Here is a 22,246-nt window from a genome sequence, read left to right on the forward strand (position 1 = left end):
GACCGCCTCGGGATGAGGGCAGTCCGGAGATTGCGACTTCCTACGCCGGCATAATCCGGATCAGGTGTAAGGGTCTGCATTCGCACTCTCAGCCCGCTGTGGGCTCCCCTGTCTTACCCGGTCAGCATAGCGCATCGCGACAAGGCAGCGCCCAGAGATCGTGCAGCTCCGGGTAGAAAGACGCCACTGTCACACGGGGAGCGGCGCACGCTGGGCTTACGCGGAAATCGGAGCGCGGCCTCGGCGATCAAGAGCGCGATGACGACGCACAACACCGACCACGGTAATGATGACCATCCACGCAGCCGACATCAGCAATCCCTTCAAACTCTCAGATTCCAGAGCCAGGACCACAACCATAAGCGCGATGAAAATGATAAACAGCCAGGCAGAGAAGACACCACCGGGCAGCTTAAAAGCGGAGTCCTGGTGCTTGTCGGGATACTTGCGCACGTAGAACAGGTAGGCGATAACAACCAAAACCCACACAACCATGAAAAGGGTCGCTGACATCGCGGTCACAACGGTGAAAACACTCAGGATTGAGTCACCGAAAGCCAGAAGAATCGCGGCCGAGAGCAAGAAAACGCAGGAGAGGAACAGGGCGTTCTGCGGGACGTGACGCTTAGAGAGTCGACTGAAGAAGGGAGCTGCATCGCCTTGAAGTGAGAGGGAGAAGAGCATCCTCGAGGTAGAGTAGATTCCCGAATTTGCCGAGGAAGCAGCAGAGGTCAGGACAACAAGGTTCACCAGCGATGCCGCCATTCCCAGGCCGGTCAAGGAAAACATCGTGACGAAAGGCGACTGGGTCTTATCGATCTGATCCCAGGGAGTCACCATCATGATGACGGCCAGTGAGCAAATGTAGAACAGGACCACTCGGACAGGGATCGAGTTGATTGCCTTGGGGAGAGTCGTGTCGGGATCGGCGGTTTCGGCGACCGTTGTTCCCACAAGCTCGATACCGACGAAGGCAAAGATCGCAATTTGGAAACCACCCAGGAAACCGGTAAATCCCGTTGGGAAGAGTCCCCCGTGGCTCCACAGGTTCGATACTGCGGCGGTCGTGCCATTGGAGTCTTGCATTCCGATGGCAACCATAATGACGCCAACGACGATCAGGGCGATGATTGCGACGATCTTGATCATGGCAAACCAGAATTCGGTTTCACCGAAGGCCTTAACCGTCATGGCGTTGAGCGCAAAGAGTAAGAGGGCGGTTGCAACAACGGGGATCCAAGAGGGAAGATCCGGCCACCAGAAATGGACGTAACCGGTGATTGCGACGACATCTGCAATGCCGGTAACAACCCAGCACAGCCAGTAGGTCCAGCCCATGACAAAACCCATGGAAGGGCCAAGGAAGTGGCGGATGATATCGGCGAAGGTCCCGTATTGGCGGTCCGACAGAAGGATCTCGCCCATAGCGCGCATGAACAAGAACAGTGCGCTACCGATGATGAGGTACACCAAGAGAATCGAGGGACCCGCTGTGGCAATGGTCTTACCCGAGCCCATGAAAAGGCCCGTACCGATTGCGCCGCCGATAGCGATGAGCTGAATGTGGCGATTCGTCAGGTTGCGTTGGAGCTGGCGGCCCGAGGCCTCACCACTGTTCTCCTCAGCATGTCCGCTGGTGCTCATGTTGGTCCATTCTTCTAGCTGAGTTTTCCACGCTAGCACGCCTCATCGTGATAGATGGAAGAAAATAACTTGTGTGAGCGAAAAAATGATCTCTATCGCCGATGTTCCTACCGAGCGCGCACGTCGCTATGGACATCAACTTGCCTCGCACATGGGGCGGAAAATTGACGCGCAGTGGGACGATGAATCAGCGCGCGGAACCCTGGCCTTTACTCGCGAGGGTATGCCCAGCGGTGAGTGCGTAATCTCGTGCACCGACCAGCATTTACGTCTTGAACTAGAGACCTCTCCCGAGGCCGTGGAACACCTGGAGTCCGTCGTCGGGATTCACCTAGCCCGCTTTGGGTACCGCGATGGGCTTGAAATCGCATGGGTCAGGACTGACCCTCAGACCGGAGAAGAGGTCGCTGGATCCACACAGGGTCCTTTGACGGCTGAGGATATCGAGCGTCACCGTCGCTCTAAGTAATCCTTTGCGCTATCAACAGCCTGGTCCCACAGGCCGGCCTCATTTTCCCAAAGCTGATAGGCCTCGTCTTCGTCATCACTGAGGGCAGAGATTCCGAATTCTTCAACGTGAAGTGCGACCTTGCCCTTTTCTTCGGATAAAGAGACCTCGACGGTAGTCAGGGATTCCTCGGGGAACTCGTCGCTAGCCAGCGGGTACCAGCGGAAGGTCACAACGTCCATGGGGTCTTCGTCGACCTTCTCGACGAGCCATGTCCCGGCTTCTGGATCGGTGATGTGGTACACGCCGTTATCGTCGCGTTCAACCTCATGGTCACCTAGAGGACCGTCGTTAATCCACCAGCCCGGTTCGGAAACCAGAGCCCACGCGTCTTCGATGGTGGTGTCAACGAGGACCTCAGCTTCAACACTGTCCGTGTTCTGGCCTGGGGTTTCTGATTCGTCATCGCCGAAAAAGTCCATAGCTCAACGTTAGCGAGCCGCGGCCCAACTGCCAAGATCTAGGAAGATTTTGCGGAGGTATTGAGCCAGCTCCGCAGCCGGAAGCGTCTCAGGAGTCAGCGCCACACTGAACATCGGTGGTGGGAACGACGTTTCGCAGGAAGTAGCCTTCGACGGCTGTCGCCACGCATTTGCTGCCACTCTTTGAGTAAGCGGTGTGGTTCCATCCTTCCCACGTCACCAATACGCCCGAGGACAGTTCCTTGGCCAGGTTTTGTGACATGACGTAGGGCGTTGCAGGATCGTGAGTCGTTCCAACGACCATGATCGGAGGCGCGCCTTCAGCACTGATCGGCTGGCGTTTCGCGTGCGAGGTGGGCCATCCCTCAAGACCGGCTGAAGTGAAACCTGCTTCTTCACCAAAGACCAGTAATTCGCTCTTCAGGGTTTCGTAGCCCTTTGTCCACTGATCCGCGTTTCCGACAGGCGAGTAGTCCAGCGAGTTGATCGCGACAATCGCATCCATCGAGTTCGAGGCGTATGAGCCGTCCTTGTTTCGTTCATTGAGGAGATCCGCCACGAAGAGCAACATGGAGCCGTCGTTTGAATTCAGAGCCGAGGTCATGGCCTGCGTCAAAATTGAGTAGGTCTCGGTCGAGTACAGCAGTCCGATAACGGCACTCATCGCCAGATTGCGCGTCAGAGGACGGTTCGCATCTGAGGTCTCAAGCGGCGAATTCTCCAAGCTATCGAAGAAGGCCTTCATCTTTCGCATTCCCGCGTCTGCATCGCCAGTGAGCGGGCAGTTGCGCCCGGCTTGGCAGTCCTCAACCCAGTGGCGGAGAGCGGCCTCGAAACCGCGCATCTGCATGGCCGCGAGGTCATCGCCTTGTACTGCAGGATCGACCGCACCATCAAGGACCATGTGTCCAACGTTTGTTGGGAAAAGTCCTGCGTAGGTTGCACCGAGGAATGTTCCATAGGAGTAACCCAGGTAATTGAACTTGTCCTGTCCCAGCAGCGCGCGGACCATGTCAAAGTCCTTCGCCGCATTGACCGTGTCAACATGCTTATACAGGTTTCCACTTAGATCCTGGCATCCCTTGGCGAGGTCAGCAGAATCTTTCTTTGCCTGTTCAATAAGTTGAGCAGGAGTTGCATTCGGGTCTTTATCGCTGCCTGTACCAGCTGCCTGCTTGTCGCGGTCTTCGTCGCTCAGGCAGCGAACAGGAGTAGATGCACCTACCCCTCGCGGGTCCAGAGCTACGATGTCGAAAGCCCCGACAAGCCCATTTCCTAAGGAACTGTTGACTTGGGAGACAATCGAGGACACGGCTGCCCCACCGGGACCACCGAGATTAAAGAAAAGAGCTTTGCCTTCACTCTGATCGGTGCGGTGGATCGCCAAGGCAAGAGTGATTTGATTCCCGTCAAGGTTTTCCCAGTCCAGAGGCGCGGTCAGCGACGCGCACTGATACTTGTCAATGTCGCGCGGCGCAGCGACGCCGTTGCTGGTGATTTCCGAAACCTCACACTGTCGCCAATTGAGGGGCTGAGAGTAGAACTGGTCCTTCGTCGGCTTCCCGGGAAGAGGATCAGCGCTGTGTGGAACCGTCACCTTGTTCTGATTGTTCGGGCTGACGGCGGCAGCCGCCTCTGCAAAGCTATCGATCGAGCCCTTGAAGTAGTACGCAACACCGAAATTCGATGCGAGCGCAAGCACCACGAGGACGGCGACAATCAAGCGAGAGCGTGAGTTCATGCCCCTACCCTATTAGATGTTTTGACCTGCGGTCGAAGCGAGAGCGTCATCGCTTCCAAAATCAGAGGCACTGACATGTTCGTTGTCAGCCGCTTTCGAGCTTCCTCAATCGCTTGGACGCGGGTCATGGTCTGCTGCGGCGTTGAGCGCGTAGCAAGTTCTTCGATGAGGTCCACGCAGTCATCGTTAATAGGTTCTTGGTCGCTTCCCAGTTGACGCATGAGAACGTCACGGTAAATCCCTAGAAGATCAACAAGCGCTCGATCGAGCGCGTCTTGAATAGCGCGCTTCGAGCGCCGTTTCTGTTCGTCCTCGAGCTCGCGAATGCGTGCACGCTGGTGCGAGGCCGGGGTTTGGCCTTCTTCCATTCCGAGCTGACGCATAAGTTCAGCTTTTTCGCGGGCATTACGTTCTTCAGATTGAGATTCTGCCTGAGCTTTCGCAATGGAATGCAGGTCTTCGGCGGCAAAAACAGCTTCGCCGACGGAACGCACCTGTGCTGGGGCAGTAATGATTGACCGACGACGCTGGCGCATCTGTGGGTCTTTGGCCAGCGCGCGAGCCAAGCCGATATGCGATTGGGCTGCGCGGGCAGCAGAAAGTGCATCCGCGGGTTCAACCCCGTCACGACGAACGAGGAGATCTGCGACTGCGTGCGGATCTGGGATTCGCAACCCCAAGTGGCGGCATCGTGAACGAATCGTTGTGATCATGTCTTCTGCACTGGGCGCACACAGCAGCCACACGGTGCGTTCGGGAGGTTCCTCAACTGCCTTGAGAAGAACATTCGCGGTGCGTTCCATCATGCGGTCCGCATCTTCGATGACGATGACTCGCCAGCGTCCCTGCGAAGGAGCTGTCTGCGCGCGCACAACGATTTGTCGCACTTCATCGATGCGAATCTGGGTTGATTCCGTGCTGAGGATTGTCACGTCCCCATTTGTCCGAGCCAGAGTTGTGACGCATCCCGGGCACTGACCACACCCTGGGACATCCCCCGTGCACTGTAAGGAGGCTGCAAAAGCCATGGCAGCAACGGATCGACCTGAGCCCGGGGGGCCGGTGATAAGCCACGCGTGGGTCATGGAGCGTGCTGCATCGTCAACGGGAATTCCTTGGGACGCGCGGTCGACAATTGCGCGGGCGGCGTCAGCAGCCTGTCGCAATACCGCCAGGGCATGTTCCTGGCCAACCACTTCGTCCCAGACACTCACAGGAGAATGCCGTCCTCTTCCAGAAGAGCCCAGAGCGTGGCCTGAGATTCAACGGGCTTGGCATTTTCTGCGGATTCTTCGGGCAGCCCTTGGAAGGCGGCATCAACGCGTTCTTCAAGGACTCCGCGGATTTCACTGAAGACCTGATCTTCAGTTCCCACACCGTCGATGACAACGATGCGATCTGCTTCAGAGTCTGCAAGCGCTAAGTACTGGTGACGAACGCGCTCATGGAATTCCATGGATTCGCGTTCCATTCGGTCTGGTTCACCGCCGCGACGTCGGGCGGCAACTTCTGGCGGAACATCAATGAGTAGCGTGAGGTTCGGGAGCAGGCTCTCCGTTGCCCACATGGACAGGCTGCGAATTTCGTCAACGCCTAGGCTTCGCGCGGCACCCTGGTATGCCAAAGACGAGTCAATGTAGCGATCAGCAAGCACAATTTCGCCGCGCTCCAAGGCCGGACGAATCAAAGTCGCGACATGGTAGGCACGATCAGCGGCATACAACAACGCCTCGGTGCGGGGATCAACGTCGTCTGGCCCGTTCTGAACCAATTGACGCAGAGTCGTTCCCAGTTCTGTTCCACCGGGTTCACGCGTCACAACGACGTGCTGACCACGTTCTTCAAACCAGCGTCGTACCCGGTCAATCTGGGTACTTTTGCCGGTCCCATCTCCCCCTTCGAAGGTGATGAAGAGTCCGCGCCCCGCCTGTGCACCACTACCCATTGATCTCATGTCTCTATCTTGACAGTGCCCACCGGCATTTGCGTCCATTTTGGACCGGTGGGCGAAAGAATATTTACTTCTTTGCCGAAGTCTTCTTCGTCGTGCGTCGAGTTGTTGTCTTCTTCGCAGTGGTCTTACGGGTGCGCTTGGGAGCTGGGCCCTTTGCACGCTTATCGGCCAGAAGTTCGTAGGCGCGTTCAGCGGTCAGATCCTCGACGGTCTCGGCGCGAGGAACGGTCACATTAGTTTCACCATCGGTGATGTAGGGCCCGAAACGACCGTCCTTGACGGTGACCTTCTTGCCCGACACCGGGTCCTCGCCAAACTCACGCAGCGGGGGCTTTGCTGCCCCGCGGCCTCGTTGCTTGGGCTGAGAGTAGATCTCCAGCGCCTCATCCAAGGTGATCGTCAGAAGCTGGTCCTCGCTGGGAAGGGTGCGCGAATCGCTTCCCTTCTTCAGGTACGGGCCGTAGCGACCGTTTTGCGCGGTAATGACCTCACCGTCAGAGGGATCAACACCGACCTCACGCGGAAGCGAGAGCAGCGCAAGCGCGTCCTCCAGCGTGATGGTCGCCAGATCCATCGACTTAAACAACGAGGCCGTGCGCGGTTTGGCCGCAGCCTTCTTTCGCGTCTTCTTCGCGGGCTTCCCGTCTTCAGAAGCTTCCGCTTCTTCAGTTTCTTCGGGCAGAATTTCCGTCACGTAGGGACCGTAGCGGCCGTTCTTTGCAACCAGCATGTGTCCGCTTGCGGGATCGATTCCCAATTCGCGTCCGTCATCTGCAGCAAGCGCGAAGAGTTCCGTGATCTTCTCTTCGGTCAACTCGTCGGGAGCGACCTCGGGCGGCACATTTGCGCGCGTCCCATCGGCCTTTTCCATATAGGGTCCGTAACGGCCCACTCGCAAGGTGACGCCATTTCCCATGTCAATGGAGTTCACCGCGCGAGCATCGATATCGTCTCCCAGGGATTCAACCAGGAACTTCAGGCCGTCAGCGTCGCCCTTACCGTCTGCACCGAAGTAGAAGGTGCTCAAAAACTCGTGGCGATCTTCGCTTCCCGCAGCGATCTGGTCCAGATCGTTTTCCATCGATGCCGTGAAGTCGTAGTCAACCAGGTTCGACAGGTTTTCTTCCATCAGTCGCGTGACCGAGAAGGCTAGCCAGGTGGGAACCAAGTACTGTCCCCGGTGGGTGACGTAGCCGCGATCACCAATGGTTTGAATCGTTGCCGCATAGGTCGAGGGGCGACCAATTCCGAGCTCTTCCATGGTCTTGACCAAGGTCGCTTCGGTGTAGCGACCCGGGGGCTGAGTCTGGTGTCCCTGCGCCTGCGCTTCTTCAAGCAGTGCAAGTTCCCCTTCGCTCACCTGAGGAAGGGTCTTCTCAGCATCGGTTGTTTCCGCGTCGTAGCGTCCCTTGTCCTGGCCTTCTTGGTAGGCCAACCTGAAGCCGGGGGACGTGATCACCGTTCCCGAGGCGCTGGAGAGCACTGCGTGAGGCTGACCTTCGACCTCAACATCGGTCCGCACGCGGATGGTTGCGGTAAAGCCAAGGGCATCTGCCATCTGCGAAGCGACGGTTCGCTTCCAGATCAAGTCATAAAGTGCAAGCTGCTGACGATTCAAAACCGAGGCGACTTGCGCGGGGGTGCGGAAGTGATCCCCGGCGGGGCGAATGGCCTCGTGAGCTTCTTGCGCCCCCTTAGAGGTAGTGCCGTAGATGCGCGGCTTCTCTGCTACGGCCTCGGCCCCATAAAGTTCCGTAGCCTGCTGGCGGGCAGCCTTGATGGCCTGCGAGGACAGGGCCGTGGAGTCGGTACGCATGTAGGTGATGAAGCCCGACTCGTACAGGGACTGAGCGGTGCGCATCGTTGAGGAAGCGTTCCAGTGGAGCTTGCGTGAGGCTTCCTGCTGCAGCGTCGAAGTGGTGAAGGGTGCTGCCGGGCGACGGCGGTAGGGCTTCTGCTGGACAGAATCAATCGCGGAATCACGCGCGGCCTCGAGCGCTGCGGCGAAGAGCGGCGCGGAATGGGCGTCCAGGTGGAAGGCCTCGTTCTTTGTGGCCTTCGCGGAGAGACGACCGTTTTCATCAAAGTCAGAACCGGTTGCGACGGGACGATCATCGATGTGCGAAACCTTTGCGCCAAAAGACTGGCCCGAAGCTGCAAACTGGGTATCAATCGACCAATACTCTGCGCTCACATGCGCCATGCGGTCGCGCTCGCGATCAACAACCAAGCGTGTTGCGACCGACTGAACGCGGCCCGCGGACAGGGAGGGACGAATCTTGCGCCAGAGCAGCGGCGAGACCTCGTAACCGTAAAGACGGTCAAGGATTCGACGAGTTTCTTGGGCGTCGACGAGGTCGGTGTCGAGCTCGCGAGTATTTTCTAGAGCGCGTTGGATCGCTTCCTTCGTGATTTCGTGGAAGACCATGCGGCGCACGGGAACCTTGGGCTTGAGGACTTGGAGAAGGTGCCACGCGATAGCCTCACCTTCGCGGTCCTCATCAGTTGCCAGGAAGAGTTCGTCGGACTCTTTGAGGAGCTTCTTGAGTTCGGTGACCTTTTTCTTCTTGTCGGGATTGACAACGTAATAAGGGGTGAAGCCGTCCTCGACGTCGACGGCGAAGCGCCCGTAGGGACCCTTCTTCATGTCGGCGGGCAGCTCCGAGGGCTGTGGCAGGTCGCGAATGTGACCGATCGAGGCGGTCACATGGTAGTCGGGTCCCAAGTATCCTTCGATCGTCGCCGCCTTAGCGGGAGACTCCACGATCACCAGCTTGGTCGCTGCCATTGTTTGTCCCTTCCGTTGCTACCTCGTATTTGTAGCACTCTTTGCTGGTCCTCCGATGGCGAACGCCGCCGGAGTACCACTGGGTAGGACCTTACCGCGTTACGGAGCTTTCCGGGAACCGATATGTTTTTCCGCGCGTCTTTTGTGGATAATTTTCGAAGCCTAGGCGGCGTTTTGCGGGCAAGCGTGCACCCATATCCATCGGCGGCAAGCCGATCGGCCAGTAACGACACCGACGCGCACAGGACGTAGAATGGAGGCGTCAGTCCTGATACGCGAACCGCACAGTCCAGTAGGAAGTCTGGGCGATGCCTCGCATCCGTCGCTGCGTCGAGCAGAATCCAGCGTCATCGGGTCCACCGTGGTGTACCTGGAGACGAGTAATGAAGACGGAATCCACACTATATTTCGATGGCCAGTTCTGGGTCGGTGTCATTGAGCGCCACGAGGCCGATCGTGTTCGCGCCGTTCGGATCGTGTTCGGCGCGCAGCCCTCAGACACGGAGTTCTACGAGTTCCTTCTTGCTCACGCAAATGCGCTCTTATCCCGCCTCGACGAGGCCGCTTGGGCTTCCGATATGGCCCAACGCCGGGCGACGCACCACAACCCCAAGCGCGCACAGCGCCAAGCGTCCCGCCTCGCTCGCCGCGCGCTTCCTTCTACTGCATCACAGGCAGCGATTCAAGCAGAACGCGAACGCACGGCGCACGAACGAGCTTCCACGACCAGGCAGGAGAAACGAGAGAAAGCTGAAGAGAAACGCCAACTCGCCCGCCTGAAAGCGAAAGCTCGCCACCGCGGCCACTAAGGACTGCACATTAACCTCTCGGCACGCACGTAAACCCCATGAACTGCGCATGGACGTCGCTGCAGGCCCCGTGTCAGCAGTCCCACATCGCACGGAGTCACTGTCCCCCGCGCATCACGAGCCGACTGGAGACACAGTAACTGCCCCTGTACAATGTTCTGTACATACGTGACGAAGTGAGGAGCCTCCATGAAGACCATGACCTACAGCGAGTCGCGCGCACGTTATGCCGAGGTCCTCGACCAGGTCATCAACGACCGCGAGGAAATCATCATTACCCGCCAGGGCCACGAGAGTGCCGTCATCATGGCGCTCGACGAGTACGAGTCCCTCATGGAGACCGTCTACCTCATGCAGTCCCCCGCAAATGCCCACCACCTGCGCGAATCGATCGCCCGCCACCGTGCTGGTGAGGGTGTCGTCCACGACCTCGTTGAGCTCGACGAGGACTGACCCATGCACATCACGTGGGACGAGGAAGCCTGGAACGACTATGTTTGGTGGCAGTTCGAGGATCGCAAGACCCTCAAGCGCATCAACGCCCTCATCAAGGACATTCAGCGCAACGGGAACGAGGGGATTGGCAAACCTGAACCCCTCCGTTACGAGTTCTCGGGGTACTGGTCGCGCCGGATCGACTCACGTCACCGCCTGATCTACCAGATCAGCGACGACGGTAAAACCCTCTGGATTATCTCCTGCCGCTATCACTACGGCCAGTAGCCCCACGGTTTAAAGCAGCGCGCTGCCCAGGCGGCAGATGTTGTCGATGTAGTGCTTGTACCAGGGAAGGGCTTCCCACTCGTCGATGGTGAGCAAACGAGATCGCGCAATGATGCGCTGATCGTTTTCCAGGAGAAGATCAACAAGATGCGAGTCTTGGGCTAGCAGCATGACTTCGTAGTTCAATCCGAAGGAGCGGTAATCCATGTTGGATGATCCGATTACTGCGAGTTCCCCATCAACCACGACGTACTTCGAGTGCAGCATATTGGGCAAAGCATAGAGGTGAACCTTTACCCCGGCTTTCAAAAGAAAGCCGTAGTAGCTGCGTTGGGCATGCCCCACCAAGAACTGATCGAATTGCTCGGAAACATAGAGATGGACATCAACCCCCGACATCGCTGCACTTGTCAATGCCGTCAGGAGAGATTCATCGGGAATGAAGTACGGGCTGGCGATGGATACATGCGTATGCGCCTGCGAGATCATCGAGACGAACATCCGCAGGTTGGGCTCTGTTGGGTATGCCGGCCCTGAGGGGATGATCTGCATCGGTTTGCCCTGGCTTGGCTCTGCCTGGACAAGGTTAAGATCGTCGACCGTTAGTTCTTCGCCCGAGGCGTAGTACCAGTCCGCCGCGAACACCGCCTCCATCTGGCGAACGATTTCGCCACGTACTTCAACCGACGTGTCGTGGTATTCAATCCCCGCTTTTTGATAGGCGGGAGTGTCATAGTCCGCGGCCACCATATTGTGTGAACCGATGAAACCGAGTTCACCGTCAATCAGTAGGAGTTTGCGGTGGTTCCGTAGGTCTGGCCGTCGAATTTGCCCCTTGAATAGATTGAAGGGAAGCATGATGTGCCATTGGATGCCGGATTCGTTCAAGACTCGACAAAAATCGCGCCAGCCCGGAATTGTTCGCACCCCGTGATGATCCACCAGCAATCGCACGGTCACGCCACGAGCGCAGGCACGGACAAGAGCCTTGTAGAGCGGATCAGTGGATTGATCCCACGAGGTTTGGAAGTACAGGACATTGACGTGGTGTTGCGCCCGATCGACCTCGCGGGCCATTGCCCGGAAGGTCTCGTCTGTGTCATTGAGAAGTTGAACCACTTCTCCGCTGCTGACGGGGAAGGAAGTCTGTTTCCTATTGAGCTGCATCAGCGAAGCTGTCCGCTCAGGCAGAGCGCTACTACCCTCGTCAGTTTCTGTAAATTCTTGGGAGTTTTCACCGCTGTGAGCTTTGTGGGAAGCCTCGCCCAAAATGCCCTTCACCAATTGGTGTGCCTTCTGATCCGAGCGCAGAGACTTTCCCATTGCCCACCAAGATCCGAAGATCAGATAGAGCGGAACGCCAACAACTGGCCATAAGAAAATGAGTAAAAGCCACGCGGTGGACGTGGATGCGCGCCTCCGCTTCGGGACTACGCCCAATGCAATCAGTCGGATCACTAATTCAAATGTGCCGACAAGGAACCACACCCACAGGGGCGGCTGATGGCTCAGTGGCGCGGGTAGTGGCATCGCAGTTACTCCTGATCCGATTCAACTCGAAGGAATCCCCAGCGAATTAAGGTCCGCACCTGCGGGAAGAGTTCTTCTTGAAGCTGCAGTGAATCGCATTCCAACAGGGCTGCAAGCGCCCCGCAAATCTGACCAACGCTGAGCTCCCCATCCGATGCACCAACCAAGGCACTTAAAGCAGTGGTCGAGGCAACCGATTGTCCAAGACCTCCCCCTTGGTGAAGAACCAATGCGGAGGGATCTTGCGCTCCGGGTAGGAAATGCCGTTCTTCCGTCACATCGGAAGCAAAGTACAGGTGAAGCTCACTGAGATCATCTGGAAGCCGCAAGGATACAAGCGCACGCCGAACGTCTTCGCCGGACGGTGATTCTCCCCCTTCAAGCTCATCGCATTCACACACGCCCGGGCGCGGCGTATCGAGCTTTCGCAGGGCGACCATGCCCATGCCAATTTCGACGACTCCTGCCTGGACGAAGTCTTCAAGCCACTGGGCGTATTCGCGTTCGTAGTCTTCGCGCTGGTGCAATTGCTGGCCGGAGTCACGAAGCCACATTTCAACGTAGTGAGCGGGATCAAGCCTGTCGCGCTGCACGATCCATGCGTCAACGGGAAGGTCTTCGACCCACGAGCGCACAACATTTTCCCAGTCGTCAGGGTGCCCCAAGCGTCCGGGAATCTCCCAATTCGCAAGGAGTTGCGTTACGCCGCCGGGCTTAAGGTAGTTCGGGCTTTCCCGGATCACCGTGCGCACCAGATGATCGCGGCTCATTCCACCATCGCGGTATTCCAGAACCCCCGAGGTCCGAAGTGAGTCTGGGGTGATAACAAAGGGCGGGTTCGAAGCGATGAGATCGAATTCTTCGCCTTCGACCGGTTCAAAGAGGGATCCTTGACGAACATCCAATTCGACACCGTTAAGTGCGGCATTGAAGCGCGTGATCTCGCAGGCCCTCGACGACAGGTCGGTCGCAACAACGCGAGTAGCGTGTGTGGCCAAATACAAGGCTTGGATTCCGCATCCGCACCCCAAGTCCAAGGCGGATTCGACAGGAGTTCGAAGCGTCGCCTTCAAGAGCGAGGTCGTTGCCCCACCAATTCCCAGAACATGATCTGGACGAATGGGTTCTCCCGTCACGTCTTCACCAAGGTCCGACAGGATCCACCAGTTTTTGAGGCCACCTTGAAGCTGCGCCGCGTGAGGACGCAGGTCGTAATTTGCTTTGAAAAGTTGCTGACCCGAGGGAGAATCCACATCGAGTGCGGGAAAAATCAAACCCAAGTCGACCGCGCCACGCACCCCGAGAGTAGGCAGAGCCTGCGCAAGAACATCCCCACTTTCCGCGCAGCCCAAGACAAAAAATCGCGTCAACACCGCAGCTGGGGAATCCTTCCGCTGAAGTTCGCGAACGGCAGGAACCCTTTGATTGCGCATGAGCGCAGCGCGCGCCGTCGGGCTGATCATGGTTTCCATCGCGTCAACACTCCACCCGGCGCTACCCAGGTCTGCTGCCAAGCGCGCGATCAGTCCGGGTTCCAATCCCGGCGTCGGACTGGGAAGAGTGTCAATCAGTGATTCCGTCATAGCATTACTTTCTCACGCCTGACCTGCATCTGCGTCGACTTATTCATGCAAGTTCTCACGCACATATTCCCACGTCCTCCCCCACCGCGCAGGCCCTCCCACTCGCCCATTAGAATGCCTGTGTCCCCAAGGAAAAGGATGAGTGGATGTCTGGCGGACTGGTAGCACTTTTGGACGATATTGCGACCCTCGCAAAAGCAACGGCTTCGTCTATTGATGACGTTGCATCAAGCGCGGTGAAGGTATCGGCCAAAGCGGTTGGCGTCGTCATCGACGACACCGCTGTTACTCCGCAGTACGTCTCCGGGCTTTCCCCCAAGCGCGAACTGCCGATTATCGGGAAAATCGCCAAGGCCTCGTTGATCAACAAGCTGGTCGTTATTCTGCCGGTCGCGCTGCTACTCACGTGGTTTGCACCGCAGGTTTTGCCTTTCCTCCTCATTGCGGGCGGCGCTTACCTGTGTTTTGAGGGGGGAGAGAAGGTTCTCGAGGCCCTGCACTGGCTTCCCGAACACGAAGACTCAGCCGAAGATACGGCCCCTCAAAGCGCGGAAGACCTCGAAAAAAGCATCGTTTCTTCAGCCTCGCGCACCGACCTCATTCTCTCCTCGGAGATCATGCTGGTCTCCATGGACGGACTGAACTCCGAGTCCATGTCGATGCGGGTCGCGATCTTGATCGCAGTCGCTTTCTTCATGACCTTCTTTGTCTACGGGATCGTTGCCGTCTTGGTGCGAATGGATGATTTCGGGCTTCGCTTGGCCAAGGGCGCGACGCATCCGGACGACAATCGTCCCGGTCCCGCGGATAATATCGGCCGCGGAATTGTGCGCGTGATGCCCAAGATTTTCAACGCAATCGGCGTTGTTGGAACGGTTGCGATGCTGTGGGTGGGCGGACACCTCGTCATCGAGAACCTCGCGAAGGTGGGCGTCGGAGTCTTCCACAACGTCGTGTCGACGATCGAACACGCGCTCGCTTCGGGCGGCGGTTTCCTTGGCTGGCTTGTTGAGACCGCATGCGCCGCAGTGTTTGGCATTGTGCTCGGCTCGCTGATCACCGGAGTTGTCGTTGGGGTTTCCCTTCTTTTCCGCCGAGGCCGAGGCCACTGAGCCTTCGCCTCCCCGCTTTGCTGGGCGCGTTGAGCGCTGAGTGAACTCGCCCACCTCTACGCCCACACCTAGGGACTTAAGTACTAGGCTTGGGATATCAACCCCTAAGTGTAAGGAGAGCCCGATGAGCGTTTACACCCTTCCCGAACTTCCCTACGATTACGCGGCACTGGAGCCCCACATCTCTGCAAAGATCATGGAGCTGCACCACGATAAGCACCACGCCAACTACGTGGCCGGCGCAAACACCGCACTGGAAAAGCTGGAAGCAGCTCGCGAAGCCGGCGATTTTGCCGCAATCAACCTGTGGGAAAAGAACCTGGCCTTCAACCTGGGTGGCCACACCAACCACTCGATCTTCTGGACGAACATGACCGGTGACGGCGCTTCTCGCCCCGAAGGCAATCTGGCCGACGCCATCAACGAGTTCTTCGGTTCCTTCGAGAAGTTCCAGGCACAGTTCGCTGCCGCGGCCCTCGGACTGCAGGGTTCCGGCTGGGCCGTTCTCGCATGGGACACCCTGGGTAAGCGCCTCGTGACCTACCAGCTGACCGATCAGCAGGGCAACATCCCCGTTGCAACCGTTCCGCTGCTCATGCTGGACATGTGGGAGCACGCTTTCTACCTGGATTACCTCAACGTCAAGGCCGACTACGTCAAGGCCTGGTGGAACGTTGTGAACTGGGAGAACGTCGCACAGCGTTTCGCAGCAGCCCTGTGATCACTGCTCATTAGCCTCAAAGCTTGTGGCCCCCGCCTAAAGGCGGGGGCCACGGCATTCTCCACTGACAAGATTCAGAACCGACAACAGGCGTTATCCCAGACGCCTCTGGAGTTCTCGGTACTGAGCAAGCTTTTGCTGAACATCAGCGATGTAGCTGATCAGCATGACTTCATCAACGCGGTGATTCCGCGCGAAGTTTGCAATCGTCTGAGCGACCTGGTCGTAGGTACCGATGATGATCGAGCGATCGCGTTGTGCCCAGCGCAGTGCGTCTTCCCGATCTTCGGCGCTCATCTGCTCGGGTCGTTGGAATCGCACGGGGCGCCCCAGTCGCAAACACATGCGGAAGCTCAATGCTGGAAGGGCCTGTTCTAGGGCTTCCGCTTCAGTTTCTGCAGCGCTCACCGCAAGCGCGGAAAGGGTCTGTCCTTGGCCCTCACCCAGATTTTCGGGCAGGTGTGCGCGGTAGTGGTCCATAACCTCGGGCTGTTGCTGGCCGCTAAAGAACTGCGCATAGGCATAGTTCATGTTTCGAGTCCCCGCCCAAGCCGCACTCTGGCCCGAAGAACCCAGAAGCCAGAGTTCGGGAAGCTCCTCGGGGCGCGGGTAGACATCAACCGAGGCGTAGGGGTGCCCCTCCGGCAAAGTCCCTCGCATGAAGGCCAAAGTTTCGTCGATTAGGGCATTGATCGATTGCGGATCGATCGTTGTCCCCTGGTTGAGTGCGCGGGCAGAAATCATGTCACCACCGGGGGCACGTCCCATTCCCATGTCGACGCGTCCGGGGAACAAGGTTGCCAGAGTGAAGAACTTTTCTGCCATCTGCAAGCTGCCCTGGTGCATGGCCATCACGCCGCCCGAACCAATGCGAATACGCGAGGTTCGGTCCAAAAGGTGGGTCATCACCAACTCGGGAGCGGAGGACATAAAGACCGGTGTGTTGTGGTGCTCTGCGATCCAGAAGCGATGGAAATCCATCTCTTCTAATCCGCGAGCCAAGGACACCATGTCTTCGAGTGCCTGATGCGGAGTCGAACCGTCAAAAAGCGGAACCTGTTCCAGTGCTGAGAGGCGCATTGTTACCCTTCCGTTTCACAAAATATCCGCTTTTTAAACACGGCTATTCCTGAGGATATTCCGCCAGGAAGGAGCGCGCCGACCGAGCCGATTGCCTGCAAACGTCAGTACAGGTACCAGCTCGAAAAGCAAGCGCTACCCAGCCAGCAAGCTCACACTCACCTCAGCGGAAAGCGGCACCACGCCTCGGCGGCATCGCGGGCATTCCCAAGCCGACCACGCGGCGTCCCTCACCATCAGAGGAACCACCACCGGATCCGCACCCGCAACCACCGCAGGCGGCACCAGCGACGACCTCGCCTCCCAGGTCTTCGGAATCAAAATCAATCCCGACCAACTGCAGCACGCCATCGTCTTCACCATCGCGCTCGGCGGCATTGTGCTGTTGTACAGCGGTTGCCAGCATCAGCTTGATTCGGTTGAGCTGATTGACTTCCGAGGCGCCCGGGTCGTAGTCGACCGCGACAATGTTTGCCTGCGGGTAGCGGTTGCGCAGTGCGCGGAACATGCCCTTTCCAACGATGTGGTTCGGTAGGCATGCAAATGGCTGCGCGCAGATGATGTTCGGGCATCCGTGTTCGATCATGTCGACCATCTCAGCCGTGAGGTACCAACCTTCACCGGCCTGGTTACCGAGGCGCGCGATGTCCTCCGAGCGCGAGATCATCTCTTCGATATCGCGGTGAGGTTCGAACTTCCCATTCGTCTCTTCGAAGGCGCGATGGACCGGAACCTCATACTTCTTGAGGAGCCACAAGGCCATGGGCAAGATCTTGCGCTGTTTGCCGTCGATACCCAGGTTTTCGTAATCCCACTCCGCGGTCGCAACCGAATTGTGGAAGAACTGCATGAGTCCGGGAAGTTCCGCCTCACAGCCCTCGGCCTCGATGACGTCAACCGCGTGGTTATTCGCATCGGGGTGGAACTTCACAAGGATCTCTCCCACCAGCCCAACGCGCGGTTTACGCGGAATATCACGCAATTCCAGGGCATCAAACTCTGCAACACAGCGCTTGATCAGCGTCGAATAGCGCAGGCGCCCCGTCAGGAGACCCGTCGGACCGACGCGTCCCAAGGTCTCAGAGCGATCACTGACGACCCACTCGCGCACGATCTGATCCCAGCGACGGTACAGCTCCATCGCGCTTCCGGGCACGGCCTCGTAAGGACGCACGCGAAGAAGCATCGACTGGATCGCATCGCCGATGACGAAGGACTGAATCGCCTTGTGGATATGGCGAATTCCAATCTTGAAGCCGGGGTTGTCTTCCAGCCCCTGAACGGAAAGCGCAATGACTGGAACCTGAGGATATCCCGCATCGCGCAGGCCTTTACGCAGCAGTGCAGCGTAGTTCGTTGCGCGGCACATTCCGCCGGTCTGCGTGATGCCGACTGCAGTCTTATCGGGATCTGCTCGACCCGACACAAATTCGTCAATGAGCTGACCGATGACGACGATCGCCGGATAGCAGGAGTCGTTGTTGACGTACTTCAGGCCCGTTTCCATGGTCTGACGGCTCGTGTGCTCAAGGACTCGAACATTGAGCCCCGCACGCCTGAAGAGCGGCTCCAGGAAACGGAAGTGGATGGGCGACATCTGCGGGGCAAGAATTTCATATCCCGCATCACGCATCTCTTCGGTGAAGACGGCCCGCGCTTCAATGTGTCCGGCCTTGACCTGCTCGGATTCTTCGCGCGCAGCAACGGATGCGGGATCCTCGTGGACCGCGGTGTCGATCGTTCCCGAGGCCATGGTTCCTCGCTCCGCAACCGCCGCTTCCAGGGAACGCAGGCGAATCTTCGCGGCACCCAGGTTCGATACCTCGTCAATCTTGAGGACCGTGTGCACGTCGCCTCGGCCCTCAAGGATCTCTTGGACCTGGTCGGCGGTGATTGCATCAACGCCACAACCGAAAGAGTTGAGCTGGACCATCTCAAGGTCGGGCTCATCGCCCACGCGAGCGGCGGCCTCGTACAGGCGCGAATGGTAGGACCACTGGTCGCGCACGCGAAGGGGGCGCTCCAGGCGCTGGTCGATGATGGAGTCCTCGGTGAGGACGGCCATTCCCAGGCCAATGATGACCTCGGGGATACCGTGGTTGATTTCGGGATCGAGGTGGTAGGGACGGCCCGCCAAGACAATTCCACGCACTCCGTGTTCGCGCATCCACTCGAGTGCTTCGCGGCCCTTTTCCTTGATTTCAGCCTTGACCGCTGCGTCTTCTTCCCACGCCTTGTCCAGTGCGCGAGTCATTTCTTCGACGCTAATGTCGTAGCCATACTGCGCGAAGGTCCGCACGAGGTGTGCGGGTAGGTAGTCGCGGTTGCCGAAGTTGATGAAGGGACTGATGAACTTCACGCCCGGCTCATTCAGGCGTTCCATGTTGTTGCGGATAACTTCGGGGTAGGTTGCAACGACCGGGCAGTTGAAGTTGTTATCCGCGTCGGTGAGCTTTTGCTCGAAATCAACGCAGGGGTACCAAATCGTTGTGATCCCCTTGTCCAGCAGGGATTCAATGTGTCCGTGGACGAGCTTGGCCGGGTAGCACACGTTTTCGGAGGGGATCGATTCCATTCCCTGTTCGAATAGCTCGTGGTTGCTTCGGCCAGAAATCATGACGCGGAAGCCGAGCTCGGTGAGCATTGTGAACCAGAAGGGGTAGTTTTCGTACATGCCTAGAACTCGCGGAATACCAATGTCTCCGCGGAATGCTTTGGCTTCGGTGAGGCGTCGGTACCCGAAGATCCTCTTGTACTTCCAGTCATAGAGGTTGGGTAGGTCCGACTTGCGTGGGACCTTTTCGAGGCTTGCCCCGCGTTCGCAACGGTTCCCCGATACATGCCTTTCTCCGTTGGAGAAGGTCGAGATCGTCATCTGGCAGTGGTTTTGGCACAGGCGGCAGGTCTTGCGTGTGGTCTCGACTTGGAAGTCTTCGAGGTCTTCCACGCGCGCGAGCGTCGACTCACCTTCGCCACTATCGTGCATGCGGGCCGTAAGCGCCGCACCGTAAGCGCCCATGAGTCCGGCGATATCGGGGCGAACAACCTCGCGGCCGGTGAGCAGCTCGAATGCGCGAAGAACCGAGTCGTTGAGGAAGGTTCCACCCTGGACAACGACGCGTTCGCCCAGATCCGAGGGGTCCTTGAGCTTGATGACCTTGTACAGGGCATTACGCACGACCGAGTAGGACAGACCGGCGCTGATATCGCGCACATCCGCACCTTCTTTTTGCGCCTGCTTGACCGATGAATTCATGAAGACCGTGCAGCGCGTTCCCAAGTCAACGGGGCTGCTCGATTCCATTGCCATCTGCGCGAAGTTTCGCACATCGGTTCCCATGGTCTGCGCGAAGGTTTGCAGGAAGGACCCGCAACCCGAGGAGCAGGCCTCGTTGACGGAAATTGAATCGACTGTGTGATCCTTGATCCGCAGGTATTTCATGTCTTGGCCGCCGATATCGATGACCGAGGTGACACCGGGCTGGATGAATTCCGCGGCGCGATAGTGCGCCATTGTTTCGATTTCGCCCTCGTCCATGGTCAGGGCCGCGGTAACCAGACCTTCGCCGTATCCGGTTGCGCAGGATCGACCAATCACGGTGCCTTCGGGCAGCTCCGAGCGAACGCGGCGGACGATGTTGACGGCCGCAGCGACGGGGTCGCCTTCGTTCGAGACATAGTGGGTGAAGACGATCCGGTCGTCTTCGTCGATGACGACGGCTTTGATGGTGGTTGAACCGGCGTCGATTCCGAGCCAGCAGCGCCCGCGGGCCTGCGAGAGGTCGGCCTTGGGGATGACTTCTTGCGCGTGGCGCTGGACGAATTCTTCTTTTTCTTCCGGGGTTGCGAAGAGGGGGCGCATGCGCGCGGATTCCGCTTCGACGTGTGCGGTGGCGAGGCGGTCGATCAGTTGCTCGAGTGCGTTTCCTTCTTCTTCGCCTCGTTTCTTTGCTTCTTTCGAGGCCAAGAGCGCAGCCCCGATAGCGACGTACAGTTGCGCGTTTTCCGGGGTGATGAAGGATTCTGCCTTGGGGAGCAGGGTCTTGTAGGCCTCGCGAAGTTGAGGGAGGAAGTGCAGCGGGCCGCCGAGGAACATGACGTTTCCGCGGATGGGGCGACCGCAAGCCAGACCTGCAATGGTTTGAGTTGCGACCGCGCTGAAGATCGAGGCCGCGAGGTCCTCGTGCGCGGCGCCTTGGTTGATCAGTGGCTGGATATCCGATTTCGCGAAGACACCGCATCGCGAGGCGATCGGGTAGAGCTGAGTGTGCGCTTCGGCCAGCGCGTTCAGTCCCGAGGCGTCGGTGTGGAGCAGTGTGGCCATCTGGTCGATGAATGCTCCGGTTCCACCCGCGCAGGTTCCGTTCATACGCTGCTCGGGTGTGGGGTGAAGGTAGGTGAGTTTTGCGTCTTCACCGCCCAATTCGATGACGACGTCGACTTCTGGGTGGAGCCGCTGGGTGGATTCCGTTCCGGCGATGACTTCTTGAACGAAGGGGATGCCCATTGCGCGGGCTGTCGTCAGGCCGCCCGAACCGGTGATCGCAGCTTGGACGACCAGTCCCGGGAAGATGTCCTCGATGTCTTCGAGGAGGTGTCCGAGTTCGGCGCGAACATCAGCGTTGTGGCGGCGATAGTCGGAGAAGAGGATGCGGTTGCCGTCCAAGACAACGGCTTTGACCGTCGTTGAGCCCACATCAATACCGAGCTGGCACGGGTGCTCGGGCGTACTTTCGGCGTGTAGACGTGAGCCTTCAATGATCTGCGTATCCATACTGCGAAACTATGACGCAGATTTCTAATTTCCAAACTGTTGAAATTAGACTGATGGCATGAGTGAAACAAGGGAAATAAAGGCAGAAAAACAGCGAAAAGAGCCTTCGGATTCCCTGAAGGAGCCCTCAGAAGTTTCATCAGATGTTGAAACTTCTGAATTGAATAAAGAAACATCTCCTCTTTCAAAAATCCATCGAGGTCCCTCCGCTTCCCGCGGAGAAATCAAAAAACGCATCATCGAAGCTGCGCGCAGCGAGTTCGTTACTCAGGGCTACGACCACACGACGATGCGTTCGGTTGCCCGTAGCGCAGGCTGTGATCCCGCTTTGATCACCTACTACTTCAACACCAAGCAAAAGCTCTTCCGCGCCTGCATGGATCTCCCCCTCGATCCGGCCTCGGAAATCATCGCACTCCTCATGCCAGGACCCAAAGATGCGGCGCGACGCCTCGTGGATTACGTCCTCGATCTGTATGAGCACAAACTGACCTCAGAAACGCTCACCGCCCTCATGCGCGCTCTCACCACCGACACCTCAACATCACAGCGTTTCCGCACCTACATGCGCGGCGATGTTCTTGAACAAGTGAGCCACTTCTTGGCCGCAGATCCCGCCGATGCGCGCCGCCTCGGGGAAATGCTTGAGCTCCTCTTATCAATGCTCTACGGAGTCGTAACAATGCGCTACATCATTGCCTTGGAACCCCTTGCAAGCATGCCACGCCAACGAATCCACGCCACCCTTACCCCATTCATCCAAGAGCGCATCGACGAAATCTTCGTCTCTCTTCTTCCGCAGTAAACTGCCATTTTTCGGCGCGCGCACGCCGCAACTAAGCACTGCTATTGGCACA

The 22,246-nt window shown here is 58.0% G+C and carries 17 protein-coding genes and 1 riboswitch; of the genes, 7 read left to right on the forward strand and 10 right to left on the reverse strand.

All coding sequences use genetic code 11. The annotated features are described in order from the left end of the window. Positions 1-20: 20 nt before the first annotated feature. Positions 21-120, reverse strand: a riboswitch (TPP riboswitch). Positions 121-216: 96 nt separating this feature from the next. Beyond that, positions 217-1,644, reverse strand: coding sequence for an amino acid permease (locus tag ACWNMW_RS04160; protein WP_299059443.1), 1,428 nt, complete (start codon positions 1,642-1,644; stop codon positions 217-219). Positions 1,645-1,717: 73 nt separating this feature from the next. Between ACWNMW_RS04160 and ACWNMW_RS04165 the strand changes: the two genes are divergently transcribed. Then, on the forward strand, positions 1,718-2,113 hold the full coding sequence (locus tag ACWNMW_RS04165) for a DUF2218 domain-containing protein (protein WP_314212859.1): 396 nt from the start codon (positions 1,718-1,720) through the stop codon (positions 2,111-2,113). Here the strand turns inward: ACWNMW_RS04165 and ACWNMW_RS04170 are convergent. The 5 genes from ACWNMW_RS04170 to topA all read right to left on the reverse strand — a co-directional run bounded on the left by ACWNMW_RS04170 (position 2,095) and on the right by topA (position 9,057). Beyond that, complete coding sequence (locus ACWNMW_RS04170; RefSeq protein WP_034500481.1) at positions 2,095-2,574, reverse strand: SRPBCC family protein; 480 nt, start codon at positions 2,572-2,574, stop codon at positions 2,095-2,097. The genes ACWNMW_RS04165 and ACWNMW_RS04170 overlap by 19 nt on opposite strands. An 88-nt stretch (positions 2,575-2,662) precedes the next feature. Continuing rightward, a complete protein-coding gene (locus ACWNMW_RS04175) occupies positions 2,663-4,315 on the reverse strand; it encodes an alpha/beta hydrolase (protein WP_449490132.1) in 1,653 nt (550 codons plus the stop codon). Further along, a complete protein-coding gene (locus ACWNMW_RS04180) occupies positions 4,312-5,529 on the reverse strand; it encodes a DNA polymerase III subunit delta' (RefSeq protein WP_449490133.1) in 1,218 nt (405 codons plus the stop codon). Before ACWNMW_RS04180 ends, ACWNMW_RS04175 begins: the two co-directional genes overlap by 4 nt. Next, positions 5,526-6,260, reverse strand: coding sequence for a dTMP kinase (gene tmk / locus ACWNMW_RS04185; protein ID WP_295894948.1), 735 nt, complete (start codon positions 6,258-6,260; stop codon positions 5,526-5,528). Before tmk ends, ACWNMW_RS04180 begins: the two co-directional genes overlap by 4 nt. Positions 6,261-6,333: 73 nt before the next feature. Next, positions 6,334-9,057, reverse strand: coding sequence for a type I DNA topoisomerase (gene topA, locus ACWNMW_RS04190; RefSeq protein ID WP_449490134.1), 2,724 nt, complete (start codon positions 9,055-9,057; stop codon positions 6,334-6,336). 383 nt (positions 9,058-9,440) lie between these two features. Here topA and ACWNMW_RS04195 point away from each other — a divergent pair, with 383 nt between their 5' ends. The 3 genes from ACWNMW_RS04195 to ACWNMW_RS04205 all read left to right on the forward strand — a co-directional run bounded on the left by ACWNMW_RS04195 (position 9,441) and on the right by ACWNMW_RS04205 (position 10,589). After that, positions 9,441-9,866 carry a YjdF family protein gene (locus ACWNMW_RS04195; RefSeq protein ID WP_449490135.1) on the forward strand — a complete coding sequence of 142 codons (426 nt, stop codon included), beginning with the start codon at positions 9,441-9,443 and terminating at the stop codon, positions 9,864-9,866. A gap of 189 nt (positions 9,867-10,055) precedes the next feature. Continuing rightward, positions 10,056-10,319 carry a type II toxin-antitoxin system Phd/YefM family antitoxin gene (locus tag ACWNMW_RS04200; protein WP_449490136.1) on the forward strand — a complete coding sequence of 88 codons (264 nt, stop codon included), beginning with the start codon at positions 10,056-10,058 and terminating at the stop codon, positions 10,317-10,319. A 3-nt stretch (positions 10,320-10,322) separates the two neighbouring features. Then, complete coding sequence (locus tag ACWNMW_RS04205) at positions 10,323-10,589, forward strand: Txe/YoeB family addiction module toxin (protein ID WP_009408398.1); 267 nt, start codon at positions 10,323-10,325, stop codon at positions 10,587-10,589. A 9-nt stretch (positions 10,590-10,598) separates the two neighbouring features. Here the strand turns inward: ACWNMW_RS04205 and cls are convergent, their stop codons facing one another. Together cls and ACWNMW_RS04215 are read right to left on the reverse strand one after the other, a co-directional pair. After that, a complete protein-coding gene (gene cls / locus ACWNMW_RS04210) occupies positions 10,599-12,119 on the reverse strand; it encodes a cardiolipin synthase (protein WP_449490137.1) in 1,521 nt (506 codons plus the stop codon). A 5-nt stretch (positions 12,120-12,124) separates the two neighbouring features. Further along, positions 12,125-13,702, reverse strand: coding sequence for a DUF7059 domain-containing protein (locus ACWNMW_RS04215; RefSeq protein ID WP_449490138.1), 1,578 nt, complete (start codon positions 13,700-13,702; stop codon positions 12,125-12,127). A gap of 146 nt (positions 13,703-13,848) precedes the next feature. Between ACWNMW_RS04215 and ACWNMW_RS04220 the strand changes: the two genes are divergently transcribed. Both ACWNMW_RS04220 and ACWNMW_RS04225 read left to right on the forward strand, forming a co-directional pair. Beyond that, positions 13,849-14,814 (forward strand): DUF808 domain-containing protein, encoded by a 966-nt coding sequence (locus ACWNMW_RS04220; RefSeq protein ID WP_449490139.1) that lies wholly within the window; start codon positions 13,849-13,851, stop codon positions 14,812-14,814. Between the two features lie 124 nt (positions 14,815-14,938). Further along, positions 14,939-15,535, forward strand: coding sequence for a superoxide dismutase (locus ACWNMW_RS04225; RefSeq protein WP_009408394.1), 597 nt, complete (start codon positions 14,939-14,941; stop codon positions 15,533-15,535). 93 nt (positions 15,536-15,628) lie between these two features. Here ACWNMW_RS04225 and ACWNMW_RS04230 read toward each other — a convergent pair whose 3' ends face one another. Both ACWNMW_RS04230 and ACWNMW_RS04235 read right to left on the reverse strand, forming a co-directional pair. Beyond that, positions 15,629-16,615 (reverse strand): MsnO8 family LLM class oxidoreductase, encoded by a 987-nt coding sequence (locus ACWNMW_RS04230; RefSeq protein WP_449490140.1) that lies wholly within the window; start codon positions 16,613-16,615, stop codon positions 15,629-15,631. Between the two features lie 163 nt (positions 16,616-16,778). After that, positions 16,779-21,389 (reverse strand): acyl-CoA dehydratase activase-related protein, encoded by a 4,611-nt coding sequence (locus tag ACWNMW_RS04235; RefSeq protein ID WP_449490141.1) that lies wholly within the window; start codon positions 21,387-21,389, stop codon positions 16,779-16,781. Between the two features lie 58 nt (positions 21,390-21,447). Here ACWNMW_RS04235 and ACWNMW_RS04240 point away from each other — a divergent pair, with 58 nt between their 5' ends. Beyond that, positions 21,448-22,194: a TetR/AcrR family transcriptional regulator gene (locus ACWNMW_RS04240; RefSeq protein ID WP_449490142.1), complete on the forward strand. Its 747-nt coding sequence runs from the start codon at positions 21,448-21,450 to the stop codon at positions 22,192-22,194. Positions 22,195-22,246 lie beyond the last annotated feature (52 nt).

This window comes from Actinomyces sp. Marseille-QA0893 (assembly GCF_976954355.1).

What these genes read in the sequence shown, in the direction of transcription:
- ACWNMW_RS04160 (WP_299059443.1), bottom strand. Translation starts at nt 1,644, where the DNA reads ATGAGCACCAGCGGACATGCTGAGGAGAACAGTGGTGAGGCCTCGGGC.
- ACWNMW_RS04170 (WP_034500481.1), bottom strand. Translation starts at nt 2,574, where the DNA reads ATGGACTTTTTCGGCGATGACGAATCAGAAACCCCAGGCCAGAACACG.
- ACWNMW_RS04175 (WP_449490132.1), bottom strand. Translation starts at nt 4,315, where the DNA reads ATGAACTCACGCTCTCGCTTGATTGTCGCCGTCCTCGTGGTGCTTGCG.
- tmk (WP_295894948.1), bottom strand. Translation starts at nt 6,260, where the DNA reads ATGGGTAGTGGTGCACAGGCGGGGCGCGGACTCTTCATCACCTTCGAA.
- topA (WP_449490134.1), bottom strand. Translation starts at nt 9,057, where the DNA reads ATGGCAGCGACCAAGCTGGTGATCGTGGAGTCTCCCGCTAAGGCGGCG.
- ACWNMW_RS04195 (WP_449490135.1), top strand. Translation starts at nt 9,441, where the DNA reads ATGAAGACGGAATCCACACTATATTTCGATGGCCAGTTCTGGGTCGGT.
- ACWNMW_RS04200 (WP_449490136.1), top strand. Translation starts at nt 10,056, where the DNA reads ATGAAGACCATGACCTACAGCGAGTCGCGCGCACGTTATGCCGAGGTC.
- ACWNMW_RS04205 (WP_009408398.1), top strand. Translation starts at nt 10,323, where the DNA reads ATGCACATCACGTGGGACGAGGAAGCCTGGAACGACTATGTTTGGTGG.
- cls (WP_449490137.1), bottom strand. Translation starts at nt 12,119, where the DNA reads ATGCCACTACCCGCGCCACTGAGCCATCAGCCGCCCCTGTGGGTGTGG.
- ACWNMW_RS04215 (WP_449490138.1), bottom strand. Translation starts at nt 13,702, where the DNA reads ATGACGGAATCACTGATTGACACTCTTCCCAGTCCGACGCCGGGATTG.
- ACWNMW_RS04220 (WP_449490139.1), top strand. Translation starts at nt 13,849, where the DNA reads ATGTCTGGCGGACTGGTAGCACTTTTGGACGATATTGCGACCCTCGCA.
- ACWNMW_RS04225 (WP_009408394.1), top strand. Translation starts at nt 14,939, where the DNA reads ATGAGCGTTTACACCCTTCCCGAACTTCCCTACGATTACGCGGCACTG.
- ACWNMW_RS04230 (WP_449490140.1), bottom strand. Translation starts at nt 16,615, where the DNA reads ATGCGCCTCTCAGCACTGGAACAGGTTCCGCTTTTTGACGGTTCGACT.
- ACWNMW_RS04235 (WP_449490141.1), bottom strand. Translation starts at nt 21,389, where the DNA reads ATGGATACGCAGATCATTGAAGGCTCACGTCTACACGCCGAAAGTACG.
- ACWNMW_RS04240 (WP_449490142.1), top strand. Translation starts at nt 21,448, where the DNA reads ATGAGTGAAACAAGGGAAATAAAGGCAGAAAAACAGCGAAAAGAGCCT.